We start from the raw sequence: 20,673 nt of genomic DNA, 5'->3' as shown, positions 1-20,673 counted from the left end.
CTCAGCTCTTCTTCCAGGCCTTGGCCGCGGCGGCCTCCAGCGCCTTCGCGGTGGCCTCCGGGTCGGAGGGGTCGCGCAGGAAGTCCTGGAGGATCTTCCACTCGCCGGCGCCCTGGGTGCCGCCGAAGGCGGCCGGGGCCTGGTCGGACATGTCGAACCGCATGCCGTCGCCGGCCTCGACCAGGGACCGCGCGGTCTCCCGGGTGGTCTCGTCCTGGTAGGCGTCCAGGCTCAGGGACTCGTTGGGGGAGAGGAAGCCGCCGGCCGCGGCCCACACCTCGGCCGCCTCCGGCGTGGCCAGGTACTCCACGAACTCCATGCCCGCGTCGGCGTTCTCGCCGTCCTTGAGGACCACCGCGGCGTCACCGCCGCCGACCACCGGGGGCTTGCCGCCGTCGACCGCCGGGAACGGGAAGAACTCGGCGTCCTCGCCGACCTTCTTGCCGAACTGGCCGGAGATCAGGCCCGCCACGAAGTCGCCCTCGTAGACCATGCCCGCCTTCGGTTCGCTGCCGAAGACCTTCTCGACGGACTCGGGGAAGTCGGTGCGCAGCGCCCCGGCGCCGCCGCCCTCCACCAGTTCCTCGTCGCCGAAGAGCTCGCCGAGGGTGGTGAGGGCCTTGACCACGGACGGGTCGGTCCAGGGGATCTCGTGGGCGGCGAGCTTGTCGTACATCTCCGGGCCCGCCTGGGAGAGGTAGATGTTCTCGAACCAGTCGGTGAGCGGCCAGCCGGCCTCGCCCGCCACGGAGAAGGCGGCCGTGCCGGAGTCGGACAGGACCCGGCCCGCCTCCAGCATCCCCGCGTAGTCCTCCGGCGGGGTGACGCCCGCCTGCTCGAACGCCTCCGGGCTGTACCAGACGGTCGACTTGTGGGACGCCTTGAAGTAGAGGCCGTAGAAGACCCCGTCGACGGTGCCGTACTCCTTCCACACCGGGGCGAAGTGCTCGCGGGCGAGCTTGTCGGCCTCCTTCGACAGCGGCTGGAGCCAGCCCTTCTCGGCGAACTGCTGGAGCACGCCGACCTGCGGGACCATCACCACGTCCGGCGCGTTGCCGCCCTGGATCTTGCTGCCGACGACGGTGGAGACGTTGTCGCCGGTGGAGACGAACGTCATCTCGGCACCGGTCTTCTCCGCGAAGGCGTCCATGACCTTCTTGAAGTTCTTCTGCTCGACACCGGTCCACACCCCGGCGACCGTCACCTTCCGGCCCTTCAGCTCCTGGCCGCCGCCGCCCGCGGCGGTGGTGGGGTCCTCACCGCCGCACGCGGTGGCGGTCAGGGAGAGGAGGAGCGCGGCGGCGCCCGCGAGGGCTGTGCGTCGTCTGGTCATGGCGGGTCCCTTTCGGGTTCGGTCCGGCCGGGCGGCCGGTGAACGGATGGAGGGCTGTGGCGCCCGGGGGAGCCGGGCGGCCGGACGGTTCACGGAGGGCCTGTTCAGCGGTTTCGCGGGGGTCGGGGCGGACGGTGGACGGGTGCGGCCCGGCGGGTCAGTCGGTGACCCACCAGGCGGCGGTGGAGCCCGGCAGGGTCCCGTCCGGGCACTCGCCGCTGGACAGCAGCGGGGTGCCGGGGGCCGGGGCGGGGACGGGGGTGGTGCCGAAGTTGACCGCGCACACCAGGCCGTCGCCGCGTTCGAAGGCCAGCACCTGCGGCGGGGCGTCCAGCCAGCGCAGCGTCCCCTCGCCGAGCTGGGGCAGGGAGCGGCGCAGTTGGAGGCCGTCGCGGTACAGGTGCCAGAACGAGCGGGTGTCGGCCAGGGCCCGGTCGGTGGCGTGCTCGGCGAACCAGTCGGGCTGCGGCAGCCACGGCCGGGCCTCCTCGGCGCCCGAGCTGAAGCCGAAGGGCGAGGCCTGGCCGGACCACGGCAGCGGGACGCGGCAGCCGTCGCGGATGCGCCGTCGGCTGCCGGTGCGGCGGAAGATGGGGTCGGTGAGCACCTCGTCGGGCAGGTCCACGACCTCGGGCAGGCCCAGCTCCTCGCCCTGGTAGACGTAGGCGGCGCCGGGCAGGGCGAGCATCAGCAGGGCGGCGGCGCGGGCGCGGGTGGCGCCCAGCCCCTGGTCGGCGGTGCCCTCCGGGTCGCCGGCGGTCGCGTACCGGGTGACGGTCCTGACCTGGTCGTGGTTGTTGAGCACCCAGGTGACGGTGGAGCCGGTGCCCGCGATGTCGGTCAGCGCCTCGTCGATGACCCGGCGGAAGGCGTCCACGTCCCACGGGGCGCCCAGCAGGTGGAAGAAGAACGCCTGGTGCAGCTCGTCGGGGCGCACGTACCTGGCGTGCTCGCGGGCGGTGGGGACGGACACCTCGCCGACCAGCAGCCTGTCCTGGCCGTCGCGGTCGGCGTACTCGTCGCACAGGGCCCGCCAGCGGCGCCACACCCCGTGCACCTCGGGCTGGTTCCAGGCCAGGGGGTTGACCGAGTCGCGGGCGCGCTCGTCGGCCCCGGGGTCGGGGGAGTCGGGCAGCTGAGGGTGTTTGAACAGGCCGGCGGCGACGTCGACGCGGAAGCCGTCCACGCCCCGGTCCAGCCAGAAGCGCAGCACCCGGTCGAAGTGGTCGGCGACGGAGGGCTCGCGCCAGTTGAGGTCGGGCTGCTCGGGCGTGAACAGGTGCAGGTACCACTGGCCGGGCCTGCCGTCGGGTTCGGTGACGCGGGACCAGGCGGGGCCGCCGAACATCGCCCGCCAGTTGTTGGGCGGCAGCTCCCCCGCCGCGCCGCGGCCGTCGGCGAAGTGGAAGCGGGCGCGGTGCGGACCGCCGGGCCCCTCGGCCAGCGCGGCGCGGAACCAGGGGTGCTCGCTGGAGCAGTGGTTGGGGACGATGTCGATGACGACCTTCAGGCCGAGGCGGTGGGCGGCGGCCACGAGCCGGTCGAACTCCGCCAGGTCGCCGTAGACCGGGTCGACGTCGAGGTAGTCGGCGACGTCGTAGCCGTGGTCGTGCTGCGGGGAGGGGTAGAAGGGGCTCAGCCAGATGCCGTCCACGCCCAGTTTGCGCAGGTACGGCAGGCCGGCGCGGACGCCGGCCAGATCGCCGATGCCGTCCCCGGTGCTGTCCAGGAAGCTGCGGACGTAGACCTGGTAGATGACCGCGTCCCGCCACCAGTCGCGGGCCGGTGCGGTGCGGGCACCGGCCCGGGGGCGGGCGGAGATGCCGTGGTGGGTCGTGGCTGTGAGCATCCCTCGGATCCCGGTTTCTGTGCATGGGACTGTGACGGCCCGAAGGCTGTCGTTATGCATTCATGTTAGGTAGCGGTAACAGCGAGGTGTCAACGGATGGTGGAAAAGCTGCCGGTGTTTGCCCCGGTATGTCGGCTGGGGTCAACCGTGAACGGCCTTCTCCGTGCCTAACGTGTAACTAGGAGGCGGGATGCAGGGGAAGGGGACGCGGGGTCAGTCCCCGCCGGCGATGGACCCCAGTTCGCGCGCCAGCCGCTCGACCGCCTGCCGCGGACTCTGCCGCCCCGCCATCGCGTCGTGCACCACCGCCTGCACCACCAGGCTCACCTGGTCGTACCGCGGGCTCTTGGGGCGCGGCTCGGCCGCCAGCACGCTCTCGCGCAGGATCGGCAGGTAGGGGAAGGCGCGCACCAGCTCCGGATCGGAGTACAGGCTCGCCCGCACCGGGGGCAGCGAACCCTCGGTCAGCACCCGGCGCTGCACCGGTTCGCTGGTCAGGTACGCGATCAGGTCGGCCGCCGTCTCCGGATGCCGGGAGTTGGCGTTCACCGCGAGGTTGGAGCCGCCCAGCACGCTGATGCCCGGGCCGTCCGGGCCGGGCAGCGGCACCGCGCCGAACCTCCCGGCCACCCGCGAGCCCTCACCGCCCGCCACCGCGTACACGTACGGCCAGTTGCGCAGGAAGAGCAGCCGGCCGTCCTGGAACGCCTCCCGGGACTCCTCCTCCTTCCAGGACAGCGACTCCTCGGGGATCCAGCCCTCGCGCACCCCGTCGGCCAGGAAGCGCAGGCCCTCCTCGGTCCCGGCGGAGTCCGCCGTCACCTTCGCGCCCTCGTCGACCAGCAGGGAGCCGCCCGCCGAGCGCACCGCCTCGGTGGCGTTGGCGGTCAGCCCCTCGTACGGCAGGAACTGGCCCGCGTACCCCTCCAGCCCGTGCCTCGGCGCGACCTCCTTCGCCAGCCGCTCCAACTCGGCCCAGGTGCGCGGCGGCTCCTCGCCCTCCGCCTCCAGCACGTCCGAGCGGTAGTACAGCAGCCCGGCGTTGGTGACGTAGGGGACGGCGTACAGCCGCCCGCCGAAGGTGGCGGTGTCCACCACCGGCGGCAGGAGGTCGTCCAGCGGGAAGCGGCCGGGGTCGACCGGCGAGATCCAGCCCGCCGCCGCGAACTCCGAGGTCCAGGCGACGTCGATGTTCAGCACGTCGAAGCGGTCGCTGCCCGAGCGCAGCCCGGTGACCAGCTGGGCGCGGGTCTCGTCCGCCGACTCCGGCAGCTCCACCAGCGTGGCCTTCTCGTCCGGGCGGGCGCGGTTCCAGTCGTCCAGCACCGGATCGAGGTAGTCGGTCAGGTCCCCGGCGGTGACCAGGGTGACCGGGCCGCGCTCCCCGGCGTGCGCCGCCCGCTCGCCGGACCACGGACCCAGGCCGGCGTAGCCCGCGAGCACGACGGCGGCGGCCAGGAGTCCCCTGCCCGCGGCCCGCGTCCACCGCATAGGCTTCCTCCCGCGCACGGTCGTGCGCCGTCCCCCGCGCACCGGTCTCCCCGTCGAGTCCCGGACGCCCATATATACCTGTTAGGCATGGGCGATACTAGACGCCGGCCGACCTGCAGACCGATGCGGAGGCCGACCACAGGCCGACGGCCGGCCGCGGGAGCCGGGTGCCGGCGCGGAGACCGGACCCGGAACCGGGACGGGGAGGAGGAGTGCGCGCATGCGTCTGCCCCTCCTGGCGCTCCTGGCGTCCGGACCCGCCCACGGCTACGAGCTCAAGCAGGCCCTTGAGAAGCTGCTGGGCGCCGCGTACCCTCAGCCGAACGTCGGGCAGGTCTACGTCACCCTGGGCAGGCTGGAGAAGGCGGGCCTGATCGAGGGCGAGGACGTCGCCCAGTCGGCCCGGCCCAACAAGAGGATCTACCGGCTCACCGACGCGGGACGCGAGGCGGTGCGGACCTGGTTCGAGGAGCCGACCGACGAGCCGAGGGTGCGCGACGAGTTCTTCATGAAGCTCGCGCTCGCCCCCCGGACGGGCCTGGCCGACCAGATCTCCCTCATCAACAAGCAGCGCCGCCAGTACCTCAACACCATGCGCGCCCTGTCGAAGCTCGCCGCCGCCGAGGACCGGGACAACCGGGTGGCGCAGTTGCTGATCGAGGGCGCGATGCTGCACCTCCAGGCCGACCTGGACTGGCTGGAGCGCTGTCAGGAGGAGTTGGAGTGAGCCGTGGCGAGACGCCGGCGCGGCCGGACCCCGGACGGCAGGACCCGGGGCCGCGGGCCCACCCCCTCGTGCGCGCCGAGGGCCTGACCAAGACCCACCACGGCGAGGGCGCCCCCGTGCACGCCGTGCGGGGGGTGGACCTGCGCGTCTCGCGCGGCGAGTTCGTCGCCGTCACCGGCCCCTCCGGCGCCGGCAAGTCCACCCTGCTGCACCTGCTCGGCGGCCTGCAGAAGCCCGACGGGGGCAGCATCTGGTTCGACGGGAAGCGCCTGGACTCCTACCGCGAGTCCCAGTGGGCCGTGCTGCGCCGCCGCCGCATCGGCATCGTCTTCCAGTTCTTCAACCTCGTCTCCAACCTCACCGTCGCCGACAACGTCGAACTGCCCGCCCTGCTGGCCGGGCGCTCCCCGAAGCAGGCCCGCGCCGACCGCGCCGGGCTCCTGGACGAACTGGGCCTGGCCGGCAAGGAGCGCAGCATGCCCGGCGAGCTGTCCGGCGGCGAGCAGCAGCGCGTCGCCCTGGCCCGCGCCCTGGTCAACCACCCCGACCTGCTGCTGGCCGACGAACCCGCGGGCAGCCTGGACAGCAAGGGCACCCGCGAGGTGCTGCGGCTGCTCTCCCGCTTCCACGCCCGCGGCCAGACCATCCTGCTCGTCACCCACGACGCCCGGATGGCCAGCGCCGCGGACCGCGTGATCAGCTTCTTCGACGGCCGCGTCGTCGACGACGCGGCCCTGGACGACGGCGACGGCCGCCCCCCGCGCCGCGGCCCGGGCGGCGTGGCGGGCGTCCTGGAACTGAAGGACTGAGCGACGTGCGCGCCACCCTGCGCTGGGCCCACGCCGATCTGCGGGCGCACCGCGGCGAGGCGCTGTTCATCGTCCTGGCCACGGCCGGCATCACCGCCTGCCTGCTGCTGGCCGGAGCGCTGTTCTCCTATGCCGCCGACCCCTGGCAGCGGGTCTTCACCCAGTCCGACGGCGCGCACGTGTGGATCCACACCCGCGCCGACGCCGAACCGGACCGGCTCGCAGGCCTGGAGGGCGTCACCGGGGTCGCCGGCCCCTTCGCCACCGCCCGCACCACCGTCGAACTCGGCGGTGCCCGCGCCGCCGTGGAACTGCGCGCCACCGGCCCCGAACCGCCCGCCGTGGCCCGCCCGCTCGTCACCGCCGGCCGCACCGCCGAGGGCGGGGCCGACGACGAGATCGTCCTGGAGGGCTCCCTGGCCGCCGCCCTGTGGGCCGAGGCCGGCGACACCGTCACCGTCCGCGGCGGCCCCGGCGTCGAGCGGGAACTGCGCGTCGTGGGCGTCGCGGACACCGCCGAGCGCCGCTACGCCCCCGGCGAGAGGCCCGGCATCGCCTGGCTGCCGCCCGAGGCGCTGGAGGCGCTGGCACCCGCCCCCGAGCAGACCGGGCGGACCGTCGGCCTGCGCCTGGGCGACCCCGGCGACACCGACTTCACCGTCCAGCGGGCCGTCACCCTCCTGGGCGCCGACCGCGTCCAGGAGGTCACCCGCTGGCAGCAGGCCCGCGGCGAGGCCGAGGGCGAGAACCGGCTGCTGGGGCTGGTGCTCGCCCTCTTCGGGCTCGGGGCGCTGCTGGCCGCGGCGCTGGCGGTAGCCGGGGCGATCAGCACCCGTATCCACGGCCACCTGCGGGACATCTCCGTCCTCAAGGCCATCGGCTTCACCCCCGCCCAGGTCGTCCGCGTCTTCCTCGTCCAGCACCTGGCCTTCGCCCTCCTCGGGGTGGCCACCGGCGCCGCCGTCACCGAACTGCTCGGCGCGCACGTCCCCGGCCGGATAGGCGAGGCCGTGGACCTGTGGCGGCGACTGCCCGGCCACACCTGGACGGTGCTGGGCACCACCGCCGGCTCCGTGCTGTTCATCGCCACCGCCACCTGGCTGGCCGCCTGGCGCGCGGGCCGGGTGCCGCCGGTGCCGGTGGCCCGCACCGCCGTGCCGCGCGGACCGGGCGCCCTGACCCGGCTGGAGCGGCGGGCCCTGGGCAAGGACGTGCCGCCCGCCCTGGTGCTGGGCTGGCGCGGCGCCTTCCCCGGCCGCCTCCGCTCCCTGGCCGCCGTCGGCCGGCTGGCCGTGCCGCTGGCGATGATCACGGTCGCGCTGGGCGCCTGGGCCACCCTCGACCGGTTCCGGAGCGAGCCCGGGGAGGTCGGCCTGCCCGCCGCCCTCACCGTGCGCGAGGCGTCGCCCGGCGGACCGGGCGACCGCCCGGTGGACGTCGGGCGGCTGGCGTCCGGACACCCCGACGTCACCGCCGTCCACCCCGGCGCGGAGGCCCAGGCGCTGGTCCCCGGCCAGACCGCCACCATCACCCTGCGCGGCCTGGGCACCGACGCCGACCCCTACCCGTTCGCCCTCGCCGAGGGGCGCCTCCCGGGCGGCCCGGACGAGGCGGTGGCCGGACAGGGGCTGCTGGACCTGCTGGACGTGCGCGTCGGCGACTGGGTGCGGATGACCGTCCAGGGCCGCCCCCAGATCCTCCGCATCACCGGCCGCACCATCGAGCCCGAGGACGGCGGGCGGATCGTCTCCACCTCCCTGGACAACCTGGAACTGGACGACGACGGCACCACCGAGCCCGGCTTCCACCGGCTGGTGCTGCGCGACGGCGCCGACGCCGGGGAGGTCGGGGCCGACCTGGCCGCCTCCTCCGGCGGACGCCTGGAGGTCCGCGAGGTCCCCAACCCCGCCGACGGGTTCGCCGCCGCCCGCGGTGTCGTCGCCGGACTGGTCGCGGTGCTCGCCCTGATCGGCCTCACCGAGCTGTCCACCCTCCTCGGCGCCCGCGTCCGCGACCGCCGCCGCGACCTGCTCGCCCTCAAGGCCGTCGGGCTCACCCCGCGTCAGATCGCGGGGGTGATGGTGGTCTCCACCGGCGTGACCGCCCTGGCCGCCGCCGTCGCCGGCACGGCCGTCGGCGCCGTCGCCGGGACGTGGCTGATCGACGCCCTCTCCCACGCCGGCGGCGTCGGTGCGGGGATAGCCCAGCCGCCGTCCCCCGTCACCCTGCTGCTGGTGGTCGTCTCGGCCGTGGCGGTCTCGGCCGCCGTCTCGGCCCTCCCGGCCGCCCGGGCCGCCCGCCGCCGCATCGCCGACACCCTCAGCGAGACGCTGTGAGCGGCGGCCACGGGCGGGGGCCGCGCCCCCGCCCGTGACGGCTCACCGGCTCTCTAGCCGGCTCACTTGTGGAAGGTGACGTACCCGTTGCCGTCGCGGTCGGATCCGCTCTTGGTGTACGAGTGGACGTCCGCGCGGCTGCCGGAGGGCTTGTACAGGTGGATCGTGTCGCGGTCGTTGTTCCACAGGAAGTTGCAGTTGTCGCGGTAGACCACGTTGTACGCGTCGGAGTCGTTGCCGTTGCCGCCGCGGAGCTTGACGTAGTCGCCGGGCTGGAGGTGGTGGTCGGCCCTGAAGGCGAAGCGGTTCCCGGCGGCGTCCTTGACGACGTAGCCCCTGAGGTTGACGGTCGTCGAGGACGAGTAATTCTTGATCGTCACGTACTCCTCCCTGGTGTTCCCGCCGGAGCACTTGTTGGAGTCCCGGCCGGGCGCGTCGTACTGGACGCCGCGGATCTTCAGGGCCGAGCTGTACTCGGCGGCCTGGGCCGGGGTGGCGGCGAGGAGGGCCAGGGTGCCGGCGGTCAGGGCCACGGCTATGGCAGGGCGCTTGCGCAAGAGAGATCCCCCCACGGGACGGTGAATGTCGTATGGCGCCTGGATGACGTGCGAGGGGACGCGATGGTTGCGCCGTAAACGACATTGGCTGGTTTCCGCCGCCCGGCGGGACGCGACGGCTGCCGTACGGTGGCGCGCGTCCGGTCACGGCGGCCGCGACGGCGGCGGCCGCGTCGGGCCGCCGGCGATCCGCCCGGTGCCGTTCCCGCCCGCGGCAGCGCGGGGTGGCACGGTCCGGCTCTCGTCCTCGCGCCGGGCACCCGGGCCTCGTCCGTGGCCGCCCTCAAGGGGGTACCGGCTGGACCGGTGCGCGGCCTGCGCGGCGGCGTCGCGCAGGCGGTGCGTCATGGGGTGGGGCGCTCCTGGGAGGCGGTGGACCGGGCCGGGGCCCTCGCCGCCCACCGTCCGGCCCCTCCCGGGGGACCGCCTACGGCCGGGGCCGGCGGCCGGTCCGCGCCCGGTCCCCCCGCGTGCGCGAGCCGCCGGAGGGGCCGCGCCGGTGGTGCGGTGCGGACCTGGCCGACCGCTCCCGGCCGCCGGGGGCCGCGGCCGCGGGGGCGGCGGGCTCGGGCAGGTCGTCGGCCGGGTCCTCGGGGAAGTCCTCGAAGGGGTCGTCTCCGAAGTCCGGGGCCCGGAAGAGGTCCCGCGTCAGAGGCCGCGCACCCGTCGTGGTGACCGGGGGCGCCGGCTCGGGCGCGGAGAACAGGGGGGTGGTGTCGATGGGGAGGCTGCCTCTCGGGGCGGGAGCGTCGTGCGGGGGGCGGACGGCCGGCCGCTGCGGGCCGGCCGGACGCGGCGGTCTCAGAGGACGCTCAGCTTGGTGTAGGGGGTGGGGATCCGCTCCTGCCGCGAACCGAAGTCGACGAGCACCGCGATCCCCTCCTCGACGGCGGTGACCCGGCCGAGGCCGTACGTGTCGTGTGTGACCCGCTCACCCACGGCGAAGTGCTTGTCGGGCGGTGCGGCCGGGGCTTTGAAGGGGCTGGTGGGCAGGTGGCGCCGGGCTACGGCCGATTTCGTCATCACTGCCAGTATGCACCCGCGGGGCCGGTGTGCGACCCGGCGTACCGCCCCCGGTCCGGGCGCCGCGGCACGTCGTGCGGCGGCGGGCCCCGGGGCGGGGGGAGGCCCCCCGTGCCCCCGGGCGCCGGGCTCAGGGCTCGACGACGACCTCTTGGGCCGCCGCCGTGTCGCCCGCGAGCAGCCGCGCCTCCACCGGGACGTTCCGCTTCACCAGCGCCAGCGCGATCGGCCCCAGCTCGTGGTGGCGGGCCGAGGTGGTGACGAAGCCGAGCTGCCGGCCGTCGGGGCCGTCGGACGCCAGCCGGACCGGGGTGCCGTGGCCGGGCAGGTGCACCTCGCTGCCGTCCAGGTGCAGGAAGACCAGGCGGCGCGGCGGCTTCCCCAGGTTGTGGACGCGCGCCACCGTCTCCTGGCCCCGGTAGCAGCCCTTCTGCAGGTGGACGGCCGTGCCGATCCAGCCCAGCTCGTGGGGGATGGTGCGGTGGTCGGTCTCCAGGCCCACCCGCGGCCGGTGCGCCTCCACGCGCAGCGCCTCCAGGGCCAGCACGCCGATCACCGGGCCGTGGGAGGCGGCGAAGGACTCCAGCTCGCCGCGCGGCAGGAACAGGTCCCGCCCGTGCGGCGTCTCGCGGACGACGGTGCCCTCGGGCGCGTCGGCGATGGAGCCCGCCGGTAGGTGGACCACGGCGTACTCGCCCGTCGCGTCGGCGACCTCGACCCGGTAGAAGAACTTCATGCTCTCCAGGTACGCGATCAGCTCCCCCTGGGTGCCCGGTTCCACGTGGATCCAGGTGGTGGCGCCGTCGTCGACCAGGTAGAGGGCGTGCTCGATGTGGCCGTGGGCGGAGAGGATCAGCGCCTCGGTGGCGTGGCCGGGCTCCAACTCGCTGACGTGCTGGGTGATGAGCAGGTGCAGCCAGCTCAGCCGGTCCTCCCCGCCGACGGTGACCACGCCGCGGTGCGAGAGGTCCACCAGGCCGCCGCCGCCGGCGAGCGTGCGCTGCTCGCGGAAGAGGTCGCCGTAGTGCGCGGCGACGCCTTCGTCCGGGGCCTCGGCGGGGACGGCGCCGGGCAGCGACAGCAGGGGGCTCTTGTACGACATGCCGCCAGCCTACGACTCCGCGCCGCCCGCGCTCCCGCCGGTGCCGCCGTCCGCGCCGCCGTCCGCGTCCCCGCCCTCGCGCGCACGCCGGGCGCCGCACTCGCGGCAGCGGCCGAAGATCGCGAAGTGCTTCATGTCGGTGTCGAATCCGAACTCCCGCCGCAGCCGCTCGGTGAAGCCGGCGGCCAGCGCGACGTCCGCCTCGATGACCTTGGAGCAGTCCCGGCACACCAGGTGCATGTGGTCGTGCCGGTCGGCCAGGTGGTAGGTGGGGGCGCCGTGGCCCAGGTGGGCGTGGCTGACCAGCCCCAGCTCCTCCAGCAGCTCCAGCGTGCGGTAGACGGTGGAGATGTTGACGCCGCCCGCGGTGCGCCGCACCTCGGCGAGGATGTCGTCGGGGGTGGAGTGCTCCAGCTTGTCGACGGCCTCCAGCACGAGCTGGCGCTGCGGCGTCAGCCGGTATCCGCGTCTGCGTAGGTCGCTCTGCCAGTCGGTGCTCACCACACGGCCAGTGTAGGAGGGCCGAGGGCCCGCGGGGGCGTGGTCGGGACGGACCCTCCCCGCGGCCGGGGCCCGGTCAGGAGCCGGTCCTGCCGAGGTACGAGGCGAGGGTGGCGACGGCGGCGGGGTTGCGGGGGCTCTCGACGAGGTCGACGTACTGGAGGACGAAGATCCGGTCGTTCCTGATGGCCGAGACGCCGGCCAGCGGCGGGTAGGACTTCAGGAACGACCGCTTCTGCTCGGCGGTGGTGTCGCCGTAGTCGTTGATCACGATGACCTCCGGGTCGCGCTCGACCACGGTCTCCCAGCCGACCGTCGTCCAGGAGTCCTCCAGGTCCTTCATGATGTGGTCGCCGCCCGCCCGGGTGATGATGTCGTGCGGCCCGGCGTACCGGCCGGAGGTCAGCGGCTTGTCCCGGCCGTCGTCGTACAGGAACACCCGGGGCCGGTCCTTCCCCCTGGGGGCCCGCGCGGCGGCCTCGGCGAGCTGCTCCTCGAAGCCCCCGATCAGCTTCTCGGCCCGCTCCTCGACGTCGAAGATCTTCCCCAGGGTCCGCAGGTCGGTGTAGAGCGCGTCCAGCGGGGACATCACACCGCGTGCCCCGTTCCGCCCGTTGCGGCAGGACTCGGTCAGCAGGTACGAGTCGATGCCGAGCCGGTCGAGAGCGGCGGGGGTGAGGCCGGTCTCCTCGCTGAAGCCGTAGTTCCACCCCGCGAAGACCAGGTCGGCGCGGGCGTCGAGGACCAGCTCCTTGGTGATCCGCTCCTTGGACAGCCACGTGGTCCTGCGGTAGCCGTCCTTCCACGGGACGCCGTCGAGGTCGCCCTTGTCGTCGGGCATCACGTAGCCGGCCATGTGGTCGGCCAGCCCGAGCGCGAACATGATCTCGGTGATGCCGACGTCGTTGGTGACCACCCGCCGGGGAGCCCGGTCGAAGGTCTTCTCCTGCCCGCAGTTGGTGATGGTGACGGGGTAGTGGCCGCCGCCGGACCCGGCGCCGCCGCGGTCGCCGTCCCCGGCGACCCGGGCACCGCAGCCGGCCAGCGACAGGACGAGGGCGCCCACCAGGGCGAGTCGACGGATCATGGGTTCCTCACGGGGTCGGGGCCGGGTCGGGCAGGGGGTCGAAGAGCAGCCGCACCGCGCCGGTCTCCGGGTGGATCACGCGGTGCGCCCGCACGCGGAAGACCTCGGCCAGCAGCTCGGGCGTCAGCACGTCGCGCGGAGGGCCGGAGGCGACGACGGAGCCGTGCGCGACGACGTACAGCACGTCGCAGTGGGCGGCGGCGAGGTCGAGGTCGTGCAGGGCGGTCAGCACCGTCAGACCGCTGGCGCGCACCAGCGACAGCACCTGGAGCTGCTGCGCGATGTCCAGGTGGTTGGTCGGCTCGTCCAGGACCAGGACGCGCGGCTGCTGGGCGAGCGCGCGGGCGATGAGGACCCGCTGCTTCTCGCCGCCGGACAGGGACAGGAAGCCCCGGCCGGCCAGGTGCGCGGCGCCCACCCGCTCCAGCGCCGCCCGGCACGCCTCGCGGTCGGCCTCGGTGGCCCGCCCGGCGGTCCGCTGGTGCGGCAGCCGTCCCATGGCGACGACCTCGGCGACGGTGAAGTCGAACTCGGTGGCCGCCTCCTGCGGCAGCGCGGCCACCCGCCGCGCGCCCTCCCTCGGGTCCAGCGCGTGCAGGTCGTCACCGCCGACCAGGACCGCGCCGGAGGCGGGGCGCAGGGCCCGGTAGACGCAGCGCAGCAGACTCGACTTGCCGCTGCCGTTCGGGCCGACCAGCCCGACCAGGCGCCCGTCGCCGACGTGCAGCGTGGCGTCCCGTACGAGCCGGGCACCCGCGACCTCCACCGTCACCGCGTCGATGTCGAGCCGCATCACGCGCCTCCGAAGGTGTATCCGCGGCGGCGCATCAGCAGCAGGAAGCACGGCACGCCGATCAGCGCCGTCAGCGCTCCGACGGGCAGTTCGGCCGGTGCCAGCACGAGCCTGGACAGCAGGTCCACCCACACCAGCAGCACGGCTCCGGCCAGCGGGGCCACGGCCAGGACGCGGCGGTGGTCGGCGCCGACGACCATGCGGACGGCGTGCGGCACCATCAGGCCGACGAAGCCGATCGCCCCGCTGACGGCGACCACGGCCCCGGTGACCGCCGCGGCGACGACGAACAGCTCGCGGCGCAGCCGCCCGGCGTCCACACCGAGCGCCGCGGCCGTCTCGTCCCCCATCGCCAGGGCGTTCAGCCGGCGGGCGGCCAGCGCGAGGTACCCGATGCCGCCGGCCACGGCGGCGGCGGCGATCGGCACCGACGCCCAGGTCGCCCCGCCCAGGCTGCCCAGCAGCCACATCATCGCCGAGCGGGCCGCCTCGCCGTGGTCGGCGGAGAACACCATGACGGTGGTGGCGGACGAGAAGCCGTAGGACATCGCCGTTCCGGTGAGCACCAGCCGCAGCGGTGTCAGTCCCCGGCCGCTGTTGGCCACCGCGTACACCAGCACCATCGCCACCAGCGCCGAGGCGAAGGCGGCCGAGGACAGCGCCCAGATCCCGAGGGCGCCGAACGCCCCGAGCAGCAGCACGGCGTTGGCGCCGACCGCCGCGCCCGAGGAGATGCCCAGCACGAAGGGGTCGGCGAGCGCGTTGCGGACCATGGCCTGCACCGCGACGCCGATCGACGCGAGCCCGGCCCCGACCACGGCGGCCAGGACGGCGCGCGGGAGGCGGAGGTCCCAGACGATGGTGTACGGGGCGGCCTCGTCGGCCGCGACGGTCCCGCCGGTGAGCCCGGCCCACAGGTACCGGAGGGTCTGCCCCCAGGTGAGGTCGGAGGCCCCCAGTCCCACCGCGCACAGCAGCGACAGCACGAGGGCAGCGCCGAGGAGGGCGACCAGCGGCGGCACCCCGACGTGCCGGCGGCCCGGCGCCGCTCCGGCCGCGCCGCTCTCGGCGGCCGGTGCCACGGGGGTGGCGGGTGTGACCACGGGCGGTCCGCCTTCGCGTCGGGCCGCGCACATGTGGGAAGGACCGGCCCGCGGCACGTGGCCGTGCCGGGCACAGGCACCCTCTCGCAGTCCACGGCGAGTCGTCAGGAGCTCGTGTCGCCGTGGGTGATCGGGCTCGCGCACGCCGTCGGCGCGCGCCTACCGTTGCGGGTCAGCGCCGGACTTCGACCGGACTTCCCCCACGGGACGCTCGTAGCGTAGCCGGTCCGCCCGGTCTCCGGGAGGGCGGAGCACCGTCACGGGGACGGGACGCCGCGGAGCACCGGCGGCCGGGCCGCGGACGCGCGGGACCGCGGCCGCCGGGGAGGCGTCACTTGAAGAAGGCGATCCCGTCGTCCGGGAGGTCCTTGAGGTCCTTCGCCCACTCGCGGGGGTCGACGACCTTCTTCAGGTGGGCCGACATGTACGGGCGCAGGGGCGTCGTGGCCGTGGCGCGCTCGCCGACCCACATCAGGTCGCCCTTGACGTAGCCGTACAGGCGCTTGCCGCCGGAGTAGTCGTCGGAGGAGGAGAGCCGGGCGACGGCGTCGGTGGCCAGGTCGATCTGCGGCTTCTTCTCGGCCATCTCGCCGTACCAGACCTCGGCGACGCCCTGGTCGCGGATCATGACGACCTCGACCTTGCGCTCGCCGTCGATCCGCCAGTAACCGGTCTCGGTCTCCAGCGGGCGGACCTTCTCGCCCTTGTCGTCGAGCTCCCAGCTGCGCGAGACGTACTCCAGGAAGTTCCGGCCGTCGTGGGAGAAGGAGACCTCCTGGCCGAAGTTGCACTGGTCGCGGCCGGGGAAGTCGGCGACGCCCGCCCCCGCCCAGTTGCCCAGGAGGAAGGCCAGGGGGACGAGGTCCGGGTGGAGGTCGGACGGGATCTCGATCATGGGGTGCTCAGACGTTTCGTCGAGGGCGGGTGGACTGCTGCGGCGCGCGGGCGTGCCGCGCGGGGACGGCGGCCGGGAGCCGCCGGATCAGCGCTGGCCCTGGTAGAGCTTCTTCACGGTCAGGCCCATGAAGGCCAGGACGCCGACACAGACCAGGACCAGCAGGGCGGTGAAGAATGCCTCAAGCACGGGAGCGCTCCTCAAGGGCTCGGCACGGACGGACGGGCCGGCGGGCGGCCCGCCGCCGAGTCTAGTCGCCCGCGGCGGAGCGCCGCCGTGAGGTGCGTCGCTCCGCCGCGGGGCTGAACGCCCGGGTCGGCTCGGGAACCGGGCCTGGAGGGCCACCGCCCGGTGGCACGGCACCGCTACCGTGGTCGGCATGGCAGCTGGGACGAAGAAGCTCGTGATCAAGGTGACGGCCGGCGCGGACGCGCCCGAACGGTGCTCGCAGGCGTTCACGGTGGCGGCGGTGGCCGTGGCCGGCGGGGTGGAGGTCTCCCTCTGGCTGACCGGGGAGTCGTCGTGGTTCGCGCTGCCCGGCCGGGCGGCGGAGTTCGAGCTGCCGCACGCCGCGCCGCTGCCGGACCTGATCGACGGCGTGCTGGCGGGCGGGCGGATCACGCTGTGCACCCAGTGCGCGGCGCGGCGCGGCATCGGGGAGCGGGACGTGATCGAGGGCGTCCGCATCGCCGGGGCCCAGGTCTTCGTCAGCGAGATCATGGGCGAGGGTGTGCAGGCGCTCGTCTACTGAGGCGCCCGCCGGGGGGTGTTCCGCGCGCTCCGCACGCGCGGAGGCCGCGCCCCCCGACCAGGCTGTCCAACCCTCGGGGACGCGGCCTCCGTGCGTCCGGTGCGTGGAGCGGGCCGCCGTCACGGCGTGCGGCGGCCCGCGCGGTCACACCGCGATGGGGACCTCCACCAGACCGCCCTTCTGGGCGACGACCTTGCGGTCCGCGGTGCCGCCGGGCACCAGGGCGCGCACCGTCCAGGTGCCCTCGGCCGCGTAGAAGCGGAACTGGCCGGTGGCGGAGGTCGGGACCTCGGCCGTGAACTCGCCGGTGCTGTCCAGGAGTCGGACGTACCCGGTGACGGGCTCGCCGTCGCGGGTCACCTGGCCCTGGATCGTCGTCTCACCGGGCTTGATGGAGGAGGCGTCGGGGCCGCCTGCCTGTGCTCCGCACATGTCTGGGTGCTCTACCTTCCGGGTGGGAACGGGCGTCTGGGGATCGTCGGAGCCGCCGGGACTCAGGCGTCCTTGGCGGGGCCGAGCTCGATCGGCACGCCGATGAGGGAGCCGTACTCCGTCCAGGAGCCGTCGTAGTTCTTGACGTTCTCCTGGCCCAGCAGCTCGTGCAGCACGAACCAGGTGTGGGCGGAACGCTCACCGATGCGGCAGTAGGCGATGGTGTCCTTGCCCAGGTCCACGCCCGCCTCCTGGTACAGCTCCTTCAGCTCCTCGTCGGACTTGAAGGTGCCGTCGTCGTTGGCCGACTTCGACCACGGGATGTTGCGGGCGGTCGGGACGTGGCCCGGACGCTGCGACTGCTCCTGCGGCAGGTGGGCCGGGGCGAGCAGCTTGCCGCTGAACTCGTCGGGGGAGCGGACGTCCACCAGGTTGAGCTTGCCGATCGCCTCGACGACCTCGTCGCGGAAGGCGCGGATGGAGGTGTCCTGCTCCTTGGCCTTGTACTCGGTCTTCGGGCGGGACGGCACCTCGGAGACCAGCTCGCGGGCGTCCAGCTCCCACTTCTTGCGGCCGCCGTCGAGGAGCTTCACGTCCTGGTGGCCGTAGAGCTTGAAGTACCAGTAGGCGTAGGCGGCGAACCAGTTGTTGTTGCCGCCGTAGAGGACGACGGTGTCGTCGTTCGCGATGCCCTTCTCGGACAGCAGCTTCTCGAAGCCGGCCTGGTCGACGAAGTCACGCCGCACCGGGTCCTGGAGGTCGCCCTTCCAGTCGATCCGGACGGCGTTCCTGATGTGGTTCTTCTCGTAGGCCGAGGTGTCCTCGTCGACCTCGACGATGACCACCTTGGGGTCGTCGATGTGGGCCTCGACCCAGTCGGCGTCCACCAGGACGTCACTGCGGCTCATGTCTCTCCTCCGGAGGGCAGGTGCTGCGGGTTTGCGATGCGGGTGCGGTGGGTGTGCGGCGCGGGGCGCGGGACGCCGGTGCGCGCGCACGGCGCTGTACGTCGCGGAGCGGGGAACAGCGGGCGGTGTGCGGCTGCGGTCCGGGCTGCGAAGGGCACCGAGAGCCGGCCGTCAGACGACGGCGCGACAGAGCATGGCGGCGACACGGCAAAGATCGACTGCCCGTCGCTTCGTGAGATCCGCCTGTCGCTTCATGCGTCCGATCGTAGGGACGGAACGGCGGCGATGTCACCGCTGTTCCGCATGGTGAGACTTGGGTGCCCGGATCGTGGGATGCCGGGTAGGTCGCGGCGCCCGTCCGAACGGGCGTCCGGGCGTCTCCCCGGCGGTTCCTGCGGTACGGACACGGCCGTCTCGGAACGTGGACCGCGCGCCGCGGCCCGTGCCCCCGCCCGGGGAGGCGGGGACACGGGCCGCGGCGCCGGGGCCGTGCCGCTAGCCGATCAGGGCCACGTCCGAACCGCTCAGGTGGAGGACGACACCCGTGTCGCCCACGTCCACCTTCTGCAGCTCCAGGCCCTCGGGGAGCCCGGTGACCTCCAGCTTGCGGTCGATCTGGCCGCGGACGAGCCCCTCGGCCACCGGGAGGTCGGGGAGGTCCTCGGCGTGCAGCGCGATGGTGTTGCCGCTCTCCACCCGCAGCGTGCTGTAGAGGGTGAGCTGTGCGATCGCGGCGTTCACGTCCAGCTTCACCTGGTTCTTCGCGGCCCGGTCCGCCCCCGCGAAGGACAGGGTGGCCCCCTCGGCGCCGGCCTCGGTCAGGTCCTGGTAGCTGATCCGCGCGCTGCCGGAGGCACGGGAGGCGACGGCGGAGGAGAGGTTGTTCTCCAGTCGCACGTCCTCCAGCGCGACGTCCACCTCGGTGATGTCGACGTCGCGTCCGGCGACCTGGACGGTCAGCCCGTCCAGCGTGGCGTCGACGGACTCCAGCTCCTTGCCCGCGACCTGGGTCAGGAAGGGGAAGCCGCGGATCTCCACGGAGGGCTGCTCGGCGAGGCCCTTGGAGCTCTTGATCCTGGCGGCGGCCTCGTCCTCGGCGAGGTTGACCGCCAGCCGGTCGGCACCGACGAAGAGGCCGCCGAGGACGACCAGGAGTATCAGCAGGGCTCGCAGTGCGCGCATCGTGGTGGTCCCCCCAGGGTGGCCGTTTCGCGATCCAGCCGGTCGGCTGGTCGGCGTGCTCGGTGCTCGGCGTGCTCGGTGTGCTCGAAGTGATCGACGTCGGCAGGACTTGACCGGGTTCCGGCGAGCCTAACGGGTGGGTTCCGGAAGGGGCCCGCACGGGCGGACCGGGCCCGCCCCCATCCCGGCCGGACGGGGCGGCGGCCCCTAGGCCAGTGCCCGGCCGAGCAGGTAGACCGCCGGCACGGCCGCGGTCAGCGGCAGCGCCACGCCCGCCGTCATGTGGACGAAGCGGGAGGGGAAGTCGTAGCTGGCCACCCGCAGCCCGACCAGCGCGCACACCCCGGCGGCCAGGCCCAGCACGGCTCCCGCGGCGCCCAGCGAGGTGAACTGTCCCGCGGCGACACCCGCGCCCGCGGCGGCCGCCACCGCGGCGGCCACGGAGACGGCGGACGGCAGCGGCAGGGCCCGGGCGAGCGCCGCGGCGGCCACCGCCAGGGCGCCGGCCGTCACCGCGTCCGGCTCGGCGGCCAGGTGGCCGGTGGCCAGCACGGTGAGCGCGGCGGAGGCCACCCCGGCGGTCAGGGCGTACAGCCGCTCGTCGGGCGAGGAGTGGTTGCGCAGGTGGAGGACGATCACCAGCAGGCACCAGACGCCGAGTGTGCCGAGGATGACGGTCGGCGCCCGGTCGGTTCCGGCCGCGAGCAGGGCGATGTCGGCGGCGACGCCCCCCAGGAACGCCAGTGCGATGCCCTGGCGGGCGGGCCACATCCCGTTGAGGCGGTACCAGCCCGCCGCGGTGACCGCCTGGAGCAGCACCACGGCGACGGCCGAGACCGGGCGGGAGAGCTGGGCGGTGGCCGCGAGCAGGGCGCACAGGACGGCGGTGAGGGCGGCGGGCGTCATGCCCGGCGGGATGATCGGGTCGCCGGTGCGGGGTGCCGGACCGGGCGGGGCCGAGGGGGCGCCCGCGGTGGCGGTGGCGGCGGCTGGTGCACCGGAGGCGTGGGCGGTGCCGTCTCCGCCGGCCGCTCCGCCGCCGCTCCACGGCTCGCCGCCGGGGCCGGGCTGCCAGGCGGCGGGGTCGGGATGGCCCCCGTGGCGCTGCCGGGGCGGCGGGGGAGCGGCGCGGTGGGCGCCGGGGTCGCCGTACGCCTGCCCGCCCGGAGCACCGCCGTACCCGTCGCCGCCGTATCCGCCCGTGCCGTACCCCTCGCCGTGCGCCGGGTCGTACGGGCTGTGCGCCGCATCGTATGGGCCGTACGCGGGGTCGTACGGGGAACTCTGCGCGCCGTAGGAGCCGCCGGAGGCGGCATGGGGGTCGTAGGGGGCGCGGGCGTCCCGGTCCCCGCCGTACCCGTCGCCGTACTGCCCGTACCCGTCGTGCCCGCCGTACGGCGTCCCGTACCCGCCGTGCTGCTGCCCGCCGTGCCGCCGTTCGTCGTACGGCTGTCCGCCGCGGGGCGGCTGCGGGTGCCCCGACTGCTCCGGGCGCGGGCGGGACGGGTACTGCTGGTCGGTCATCGGGAGCCTCCCGCGAAGGGGGGAAGCACCTCGACGGTGCCGCCCTCGGTGAGTCGGACGAGCCGGTGGTCGCGCTTGCCGACGGGGGAGCCGTCCACCAGGAAGGAGCAGCGCAGCAGCACCCGGGCGAAGTCGGGCCGGCCGGCGTGCCGCTCGCGTGCGTGGTCCAGCGCCTCGGCGAGCGTGTGGGCCTCGTACCTCTCCTCGGTGACCCCGGCGGCGGCCTTCGCCGCGGCCCAGTAGCGGATCATGCCGCTCGGCATGGTGTGT

Annotated in this window: 21 protein-coding genes; 4 read left to right on the top strand and 17 right to left on the bottom strand. The window is 74.5% G+C overall.

Going from position 1 to position 20,673, the window contains the following annotated elements:
- Nucleotide 1 precedes the first annotated feature (1 nt).
- The 3 genes from ACFSJS_RS03790 to ACFSJS_RS03780 form a co-directional block, all read right to left on the bottom strand.
- Nucleotides 2–1,333 (bottom strand): ABC transporter substrate-binding protein, encoded by a 1,332-nt coding sequence (locus ACFSJS_RS03790; protein WP_380896598.1) that lies wholly within the window; start codon nt 1,331–1,333, stop codon nt 2–4.
- A gap of 157 nt (nt 1,334–1,490) precedes the next feature.
- On the bottom strand, nt 1,491–3,182 hold the full coding sequence (locus tag ACFSJS_RS03785) for a glycoside hydrolase family 13 protein (protein ID WP_380896596.1): 1,692 nt from the start codon (nt 3,180–3,182) through the stop codon (nt 1,491–1,493).
- A 213-nt stretch (nt 3,183–3,395) separates the two neighbouring features.
- Nucleotides 3,396–4,673, bottom strand: coding sequence for an ABC transporter substrate-binding protein (locus tag ACFSJS_RS03780; protein ID WP_380896595.1), 1,278 nt, complete (start codon nt 4,671–4,673; stop codon nt 3,396–3,398).
- Between the two features lie 220 nt (nt 4,674–4,893).
- Here ACFSJS_RS03780 and ACFSJS_RS03775 point away from each other — a divergent pair, with 220 nt between their 5' ends.
- The 3 genes from ACFSJS_RS03775 to ACFSJS_RS03765 are packed head-to-tail and all read left to right on the top strand — an operon-like array spanning nt 4,894 to nt 8,545.
- Entirely contained in the window at nt 4,894–5,400 is a 507-nt protein-coding gene (locus ACFSJS_RS03775) for a PadR family transcriptional regulator (RefSeq protein WP_380896593.1), read from the top strand.
- On the top strand, nt 5,397–6,209 hold the full coding sequence (locus tag ACFSJS_RS03770) for an ABC transporter ATP-binding protein (protein WP_380896591.1): 813 nt from the start codon (nt 5,397–5,399) through the stop codon (nt 6,207–6,209). The genes ACFSJS_RS03775 and ACFSJS_RS03770 overlap by 4 nt, the downstream gene beginning before the upstream one ends.
- Nucleotides 6,210–6,214: 5 nt before the next feature.
- A complete protein-coding gene (locus tag ACFSJS_RS03765) occupies nt 6,215–8,545 on the top strand; it encodes an FtsX-like permease family protein (RefSeq protein ID WP_380896589.1) in 2,331 nt (776 codons plus the stop codon).
- 62 nt (nt 8,546–8,607) lie between these two features.
- On the opposite strand, the gene ACFSJS_RS03760 is transcribed toward ACFSJS_RS03765, so the two are convergent.
- The 8 genes from ACFSJS_RS03760 to ACFSJS_RS03725 all read right to left on the bottom strand — a co-directional run bounded on the left by ACFSJS_RS03760 (nt 8,608) and on the right by ACFSJS_RS03725 (nt 15,606).
- A complete protein-coding gene (locus ACFSJS_RS03760; protein WP_380896587.1) occupies nt 8,608–9,102 on the bottom strand; it encodes a lamin tail domain-containing protein in 495 nt (164 codons plus the stop codon).
- 801 nt (nt 9,103–9,903) lie between these two features.
- Complete coding sequence (locus ACFSJS_RS03755; RefSeq protein WP_380896585.1) at nt 9,904–10,125, bottom strand: hypothetical protein; 222 nt, start codon at nt 10,123–10,125, stop codon at nt 9,904–9,906.
- 130 nt (nt 10,126–10,255) lie between these two features.
- Nucleotides 10,256–11,227, bottom strand: a complete 972-nt coding sequence (ygfZ, locus tag ACFSJS_RS03750) for a CAF17-like 4Fe-4S cluster assembly/insertion protein YgfZ (protein ID WP_380896583.1) — start codon at nt 11,225–11,227, stop codon at nt 10,256–10,258.
- Between the two features lie 9 nt (nt 11,228–11,236).
- Nucleotides 11,237–11,731: a Fur family transcriptional regulator gene (locus tag ACFSJS_RS03745; RefSeq protein ID WP_380896580.1), complete on the bottom strand. Its 495-nt coding sequence runs from the start codon at nt 11,729–11,731 to the stop codon at nt 11,237–11,239.
- Nucleotides 11,732–11,804: 73 nt separating this feature from the next.
- Complete coding sequence (locus ACFSJS_RS03740) at nt 11,805–12,815, bottom strand: ABC transporter substrate-binding protein (RefSeq protein ID WP_380896577.1); 1,011 nt, start codon at nt 12,813–12,815, stop codon at nt 11,805–11,807.
- Between the two features lie 7 nt (nt 12,816–12,822).
- Complete coding sequence (locus ACFSJS_RS03735) at nt 12,823–13,608, bottom strand: ABC transporter ATP-binding protein (protein WP_380896575.1); 786 nt, start codon at nt 13,606–13,608, stop codon at nt 12,823–12,825.
- The gene (locus tag ACFSJS_RS03730; RefSeq protein ID WP_417823144.1) at nt 13,608–14,711 is read right to left on the bottom strand and encodes a FecCD family ABC transporter permease; all 1,104 of its coding nucleotides are present in this window, start codon (nt 14,709–14,711) and stop codon (nt 13,608–13,610) included. Before ACFSJS_RS03730 ends, ACFSJS_RS03735 begins: the two co-directional genes overlap by 1 nt.
- Nucleotides 14,712–15,042: 331 nt before the next feature.
- Nucleotides 15,043–15,606, bottom strand: coding sequence for a heme-binding beta-barrel domain-containing protein (locus tag ACFSJS_RS03725; RefSeq protein ID WP_380896571.1), 564 nt, complete (start codon nt 15,604–15,606; stop codon nt 15,043–15,045).
- A 379-nt stretch (nt 15,607–15,985) separates the two neighbouring features.
- Here ACFSJS_RS03725 and ACFSJS_RS03720 point away from each other — a divergent pair, with 379 nt between their 5' ends.
- Nucleotides 15,986–16,357 carry a DsrE family protein gene (locus tag ACFSJS_RS03720; protein WP_380896569.1) on the top strand — a complete coding sequence of 124 codons (372 nt, stop codon included), beginning with the start codon at nt 15,986–15,988 and terminating at the stop codon, nt 16,355–16,357.
- 144 nt (nt 16,358–16,501) lie between these two features.
- Here ACFSJS_RS03720 and ACFSJS_RS03715 read toward each other — a convergent pair whose 3' ends face one another.
- The 6 genes from ACFSJS_RS03715 to ACFSJS_RS03690 all read right to left on the bottom strand — a co-directional run bounded on the left by ACFSJS_RS03715 (nt 16,502) and on the right by ACFSJS_RS03690 (nt 20,666).
- A complete protein-coding gene (locus ACFSJS_RS03715) occupies nt 16,502–16,789 on the bottom strand; it encodes a DUF1416 domain-containing protein (protein ID WP_380896567.1) in 288 nt (95 codons plus the stop codon).
- A 62-nt stretch (nt 16,790–16,851) separates the two neighbouring features.
- Entirely contained in the window at nt 16,852–17,697 is an 846-nt protein-coding gene (locus ACFSJS_RS03710; protein ID WP_380896565.1) for a sulfurtransferase, read from the bottom strand.
- Between the two features lie 171 nt (nt 17,698–17,868).
- Nucleotides 17,869–17,952: a putative leader peptide gene (locus tag ACFSJS_RS03705; protein ID WP_369126573.1), complete on the bottom strand. Its 84-nt coding sequence runs from the start codon at nt 17,950–17,952 to the stop codon at nt 17,869–17,871.
- A 240-nt stretch (nt 17,953–18,192) separates the two neighbouring features.
- Nucleotides 18,193–18,879: an LmeA family phospholipid-binding protein gene (locus ACFSJS_RS03700; protein ID WP_380896564.1), complete on the bottom strand. Its 687-nt coding sequence runs from the start codon at nt 18,877–18,879 to the stop codon at nt 18,193–18,195.
- Nucleotides 18,880–19,086: 207 nt separating this feature from the next.
- Entirely contained in the window at nt 19,087–20,403 is a 1,317-nt protein-coding gene (locus tag ACFSJS_RS03695) for a hypothetical protein (RefSeq protein ID WP_380896562.1), read from the bottom strand.
- Nucleotides 20,400–20,666, bottom strand: a complete 267-nt coding sequence (locus ACFSJS_RS03690; RefSeq protein WP_380896561.1) for a MoaD/ThiS family protein — start codon at nt 20,664–20,666, stop codon at nt 20,400–20,402. Before ACFSJS_RS03690 ends, ACFSJS_RS03695 begins: the two co-directional genes overlap by 4 nt.
- Nucleotides 20,667–20,673 lie beyond the last annotated feature (7 nt).

It is taken from the genome of Streptomyces desertarenae, from assembly GCF_042681365.1.
Classification (GTDB): domain Bacteria; phylum Actinomycetota; class Actinomycetes; order Streptomycetales; family Streptomycetaceae; genus Streptomyces; species Streptomyces desertarenae.
Note: the sequence above shows the minus strand (reverse complement) of the source record. Positions and strands in the feature narration are given on the sequence as shown.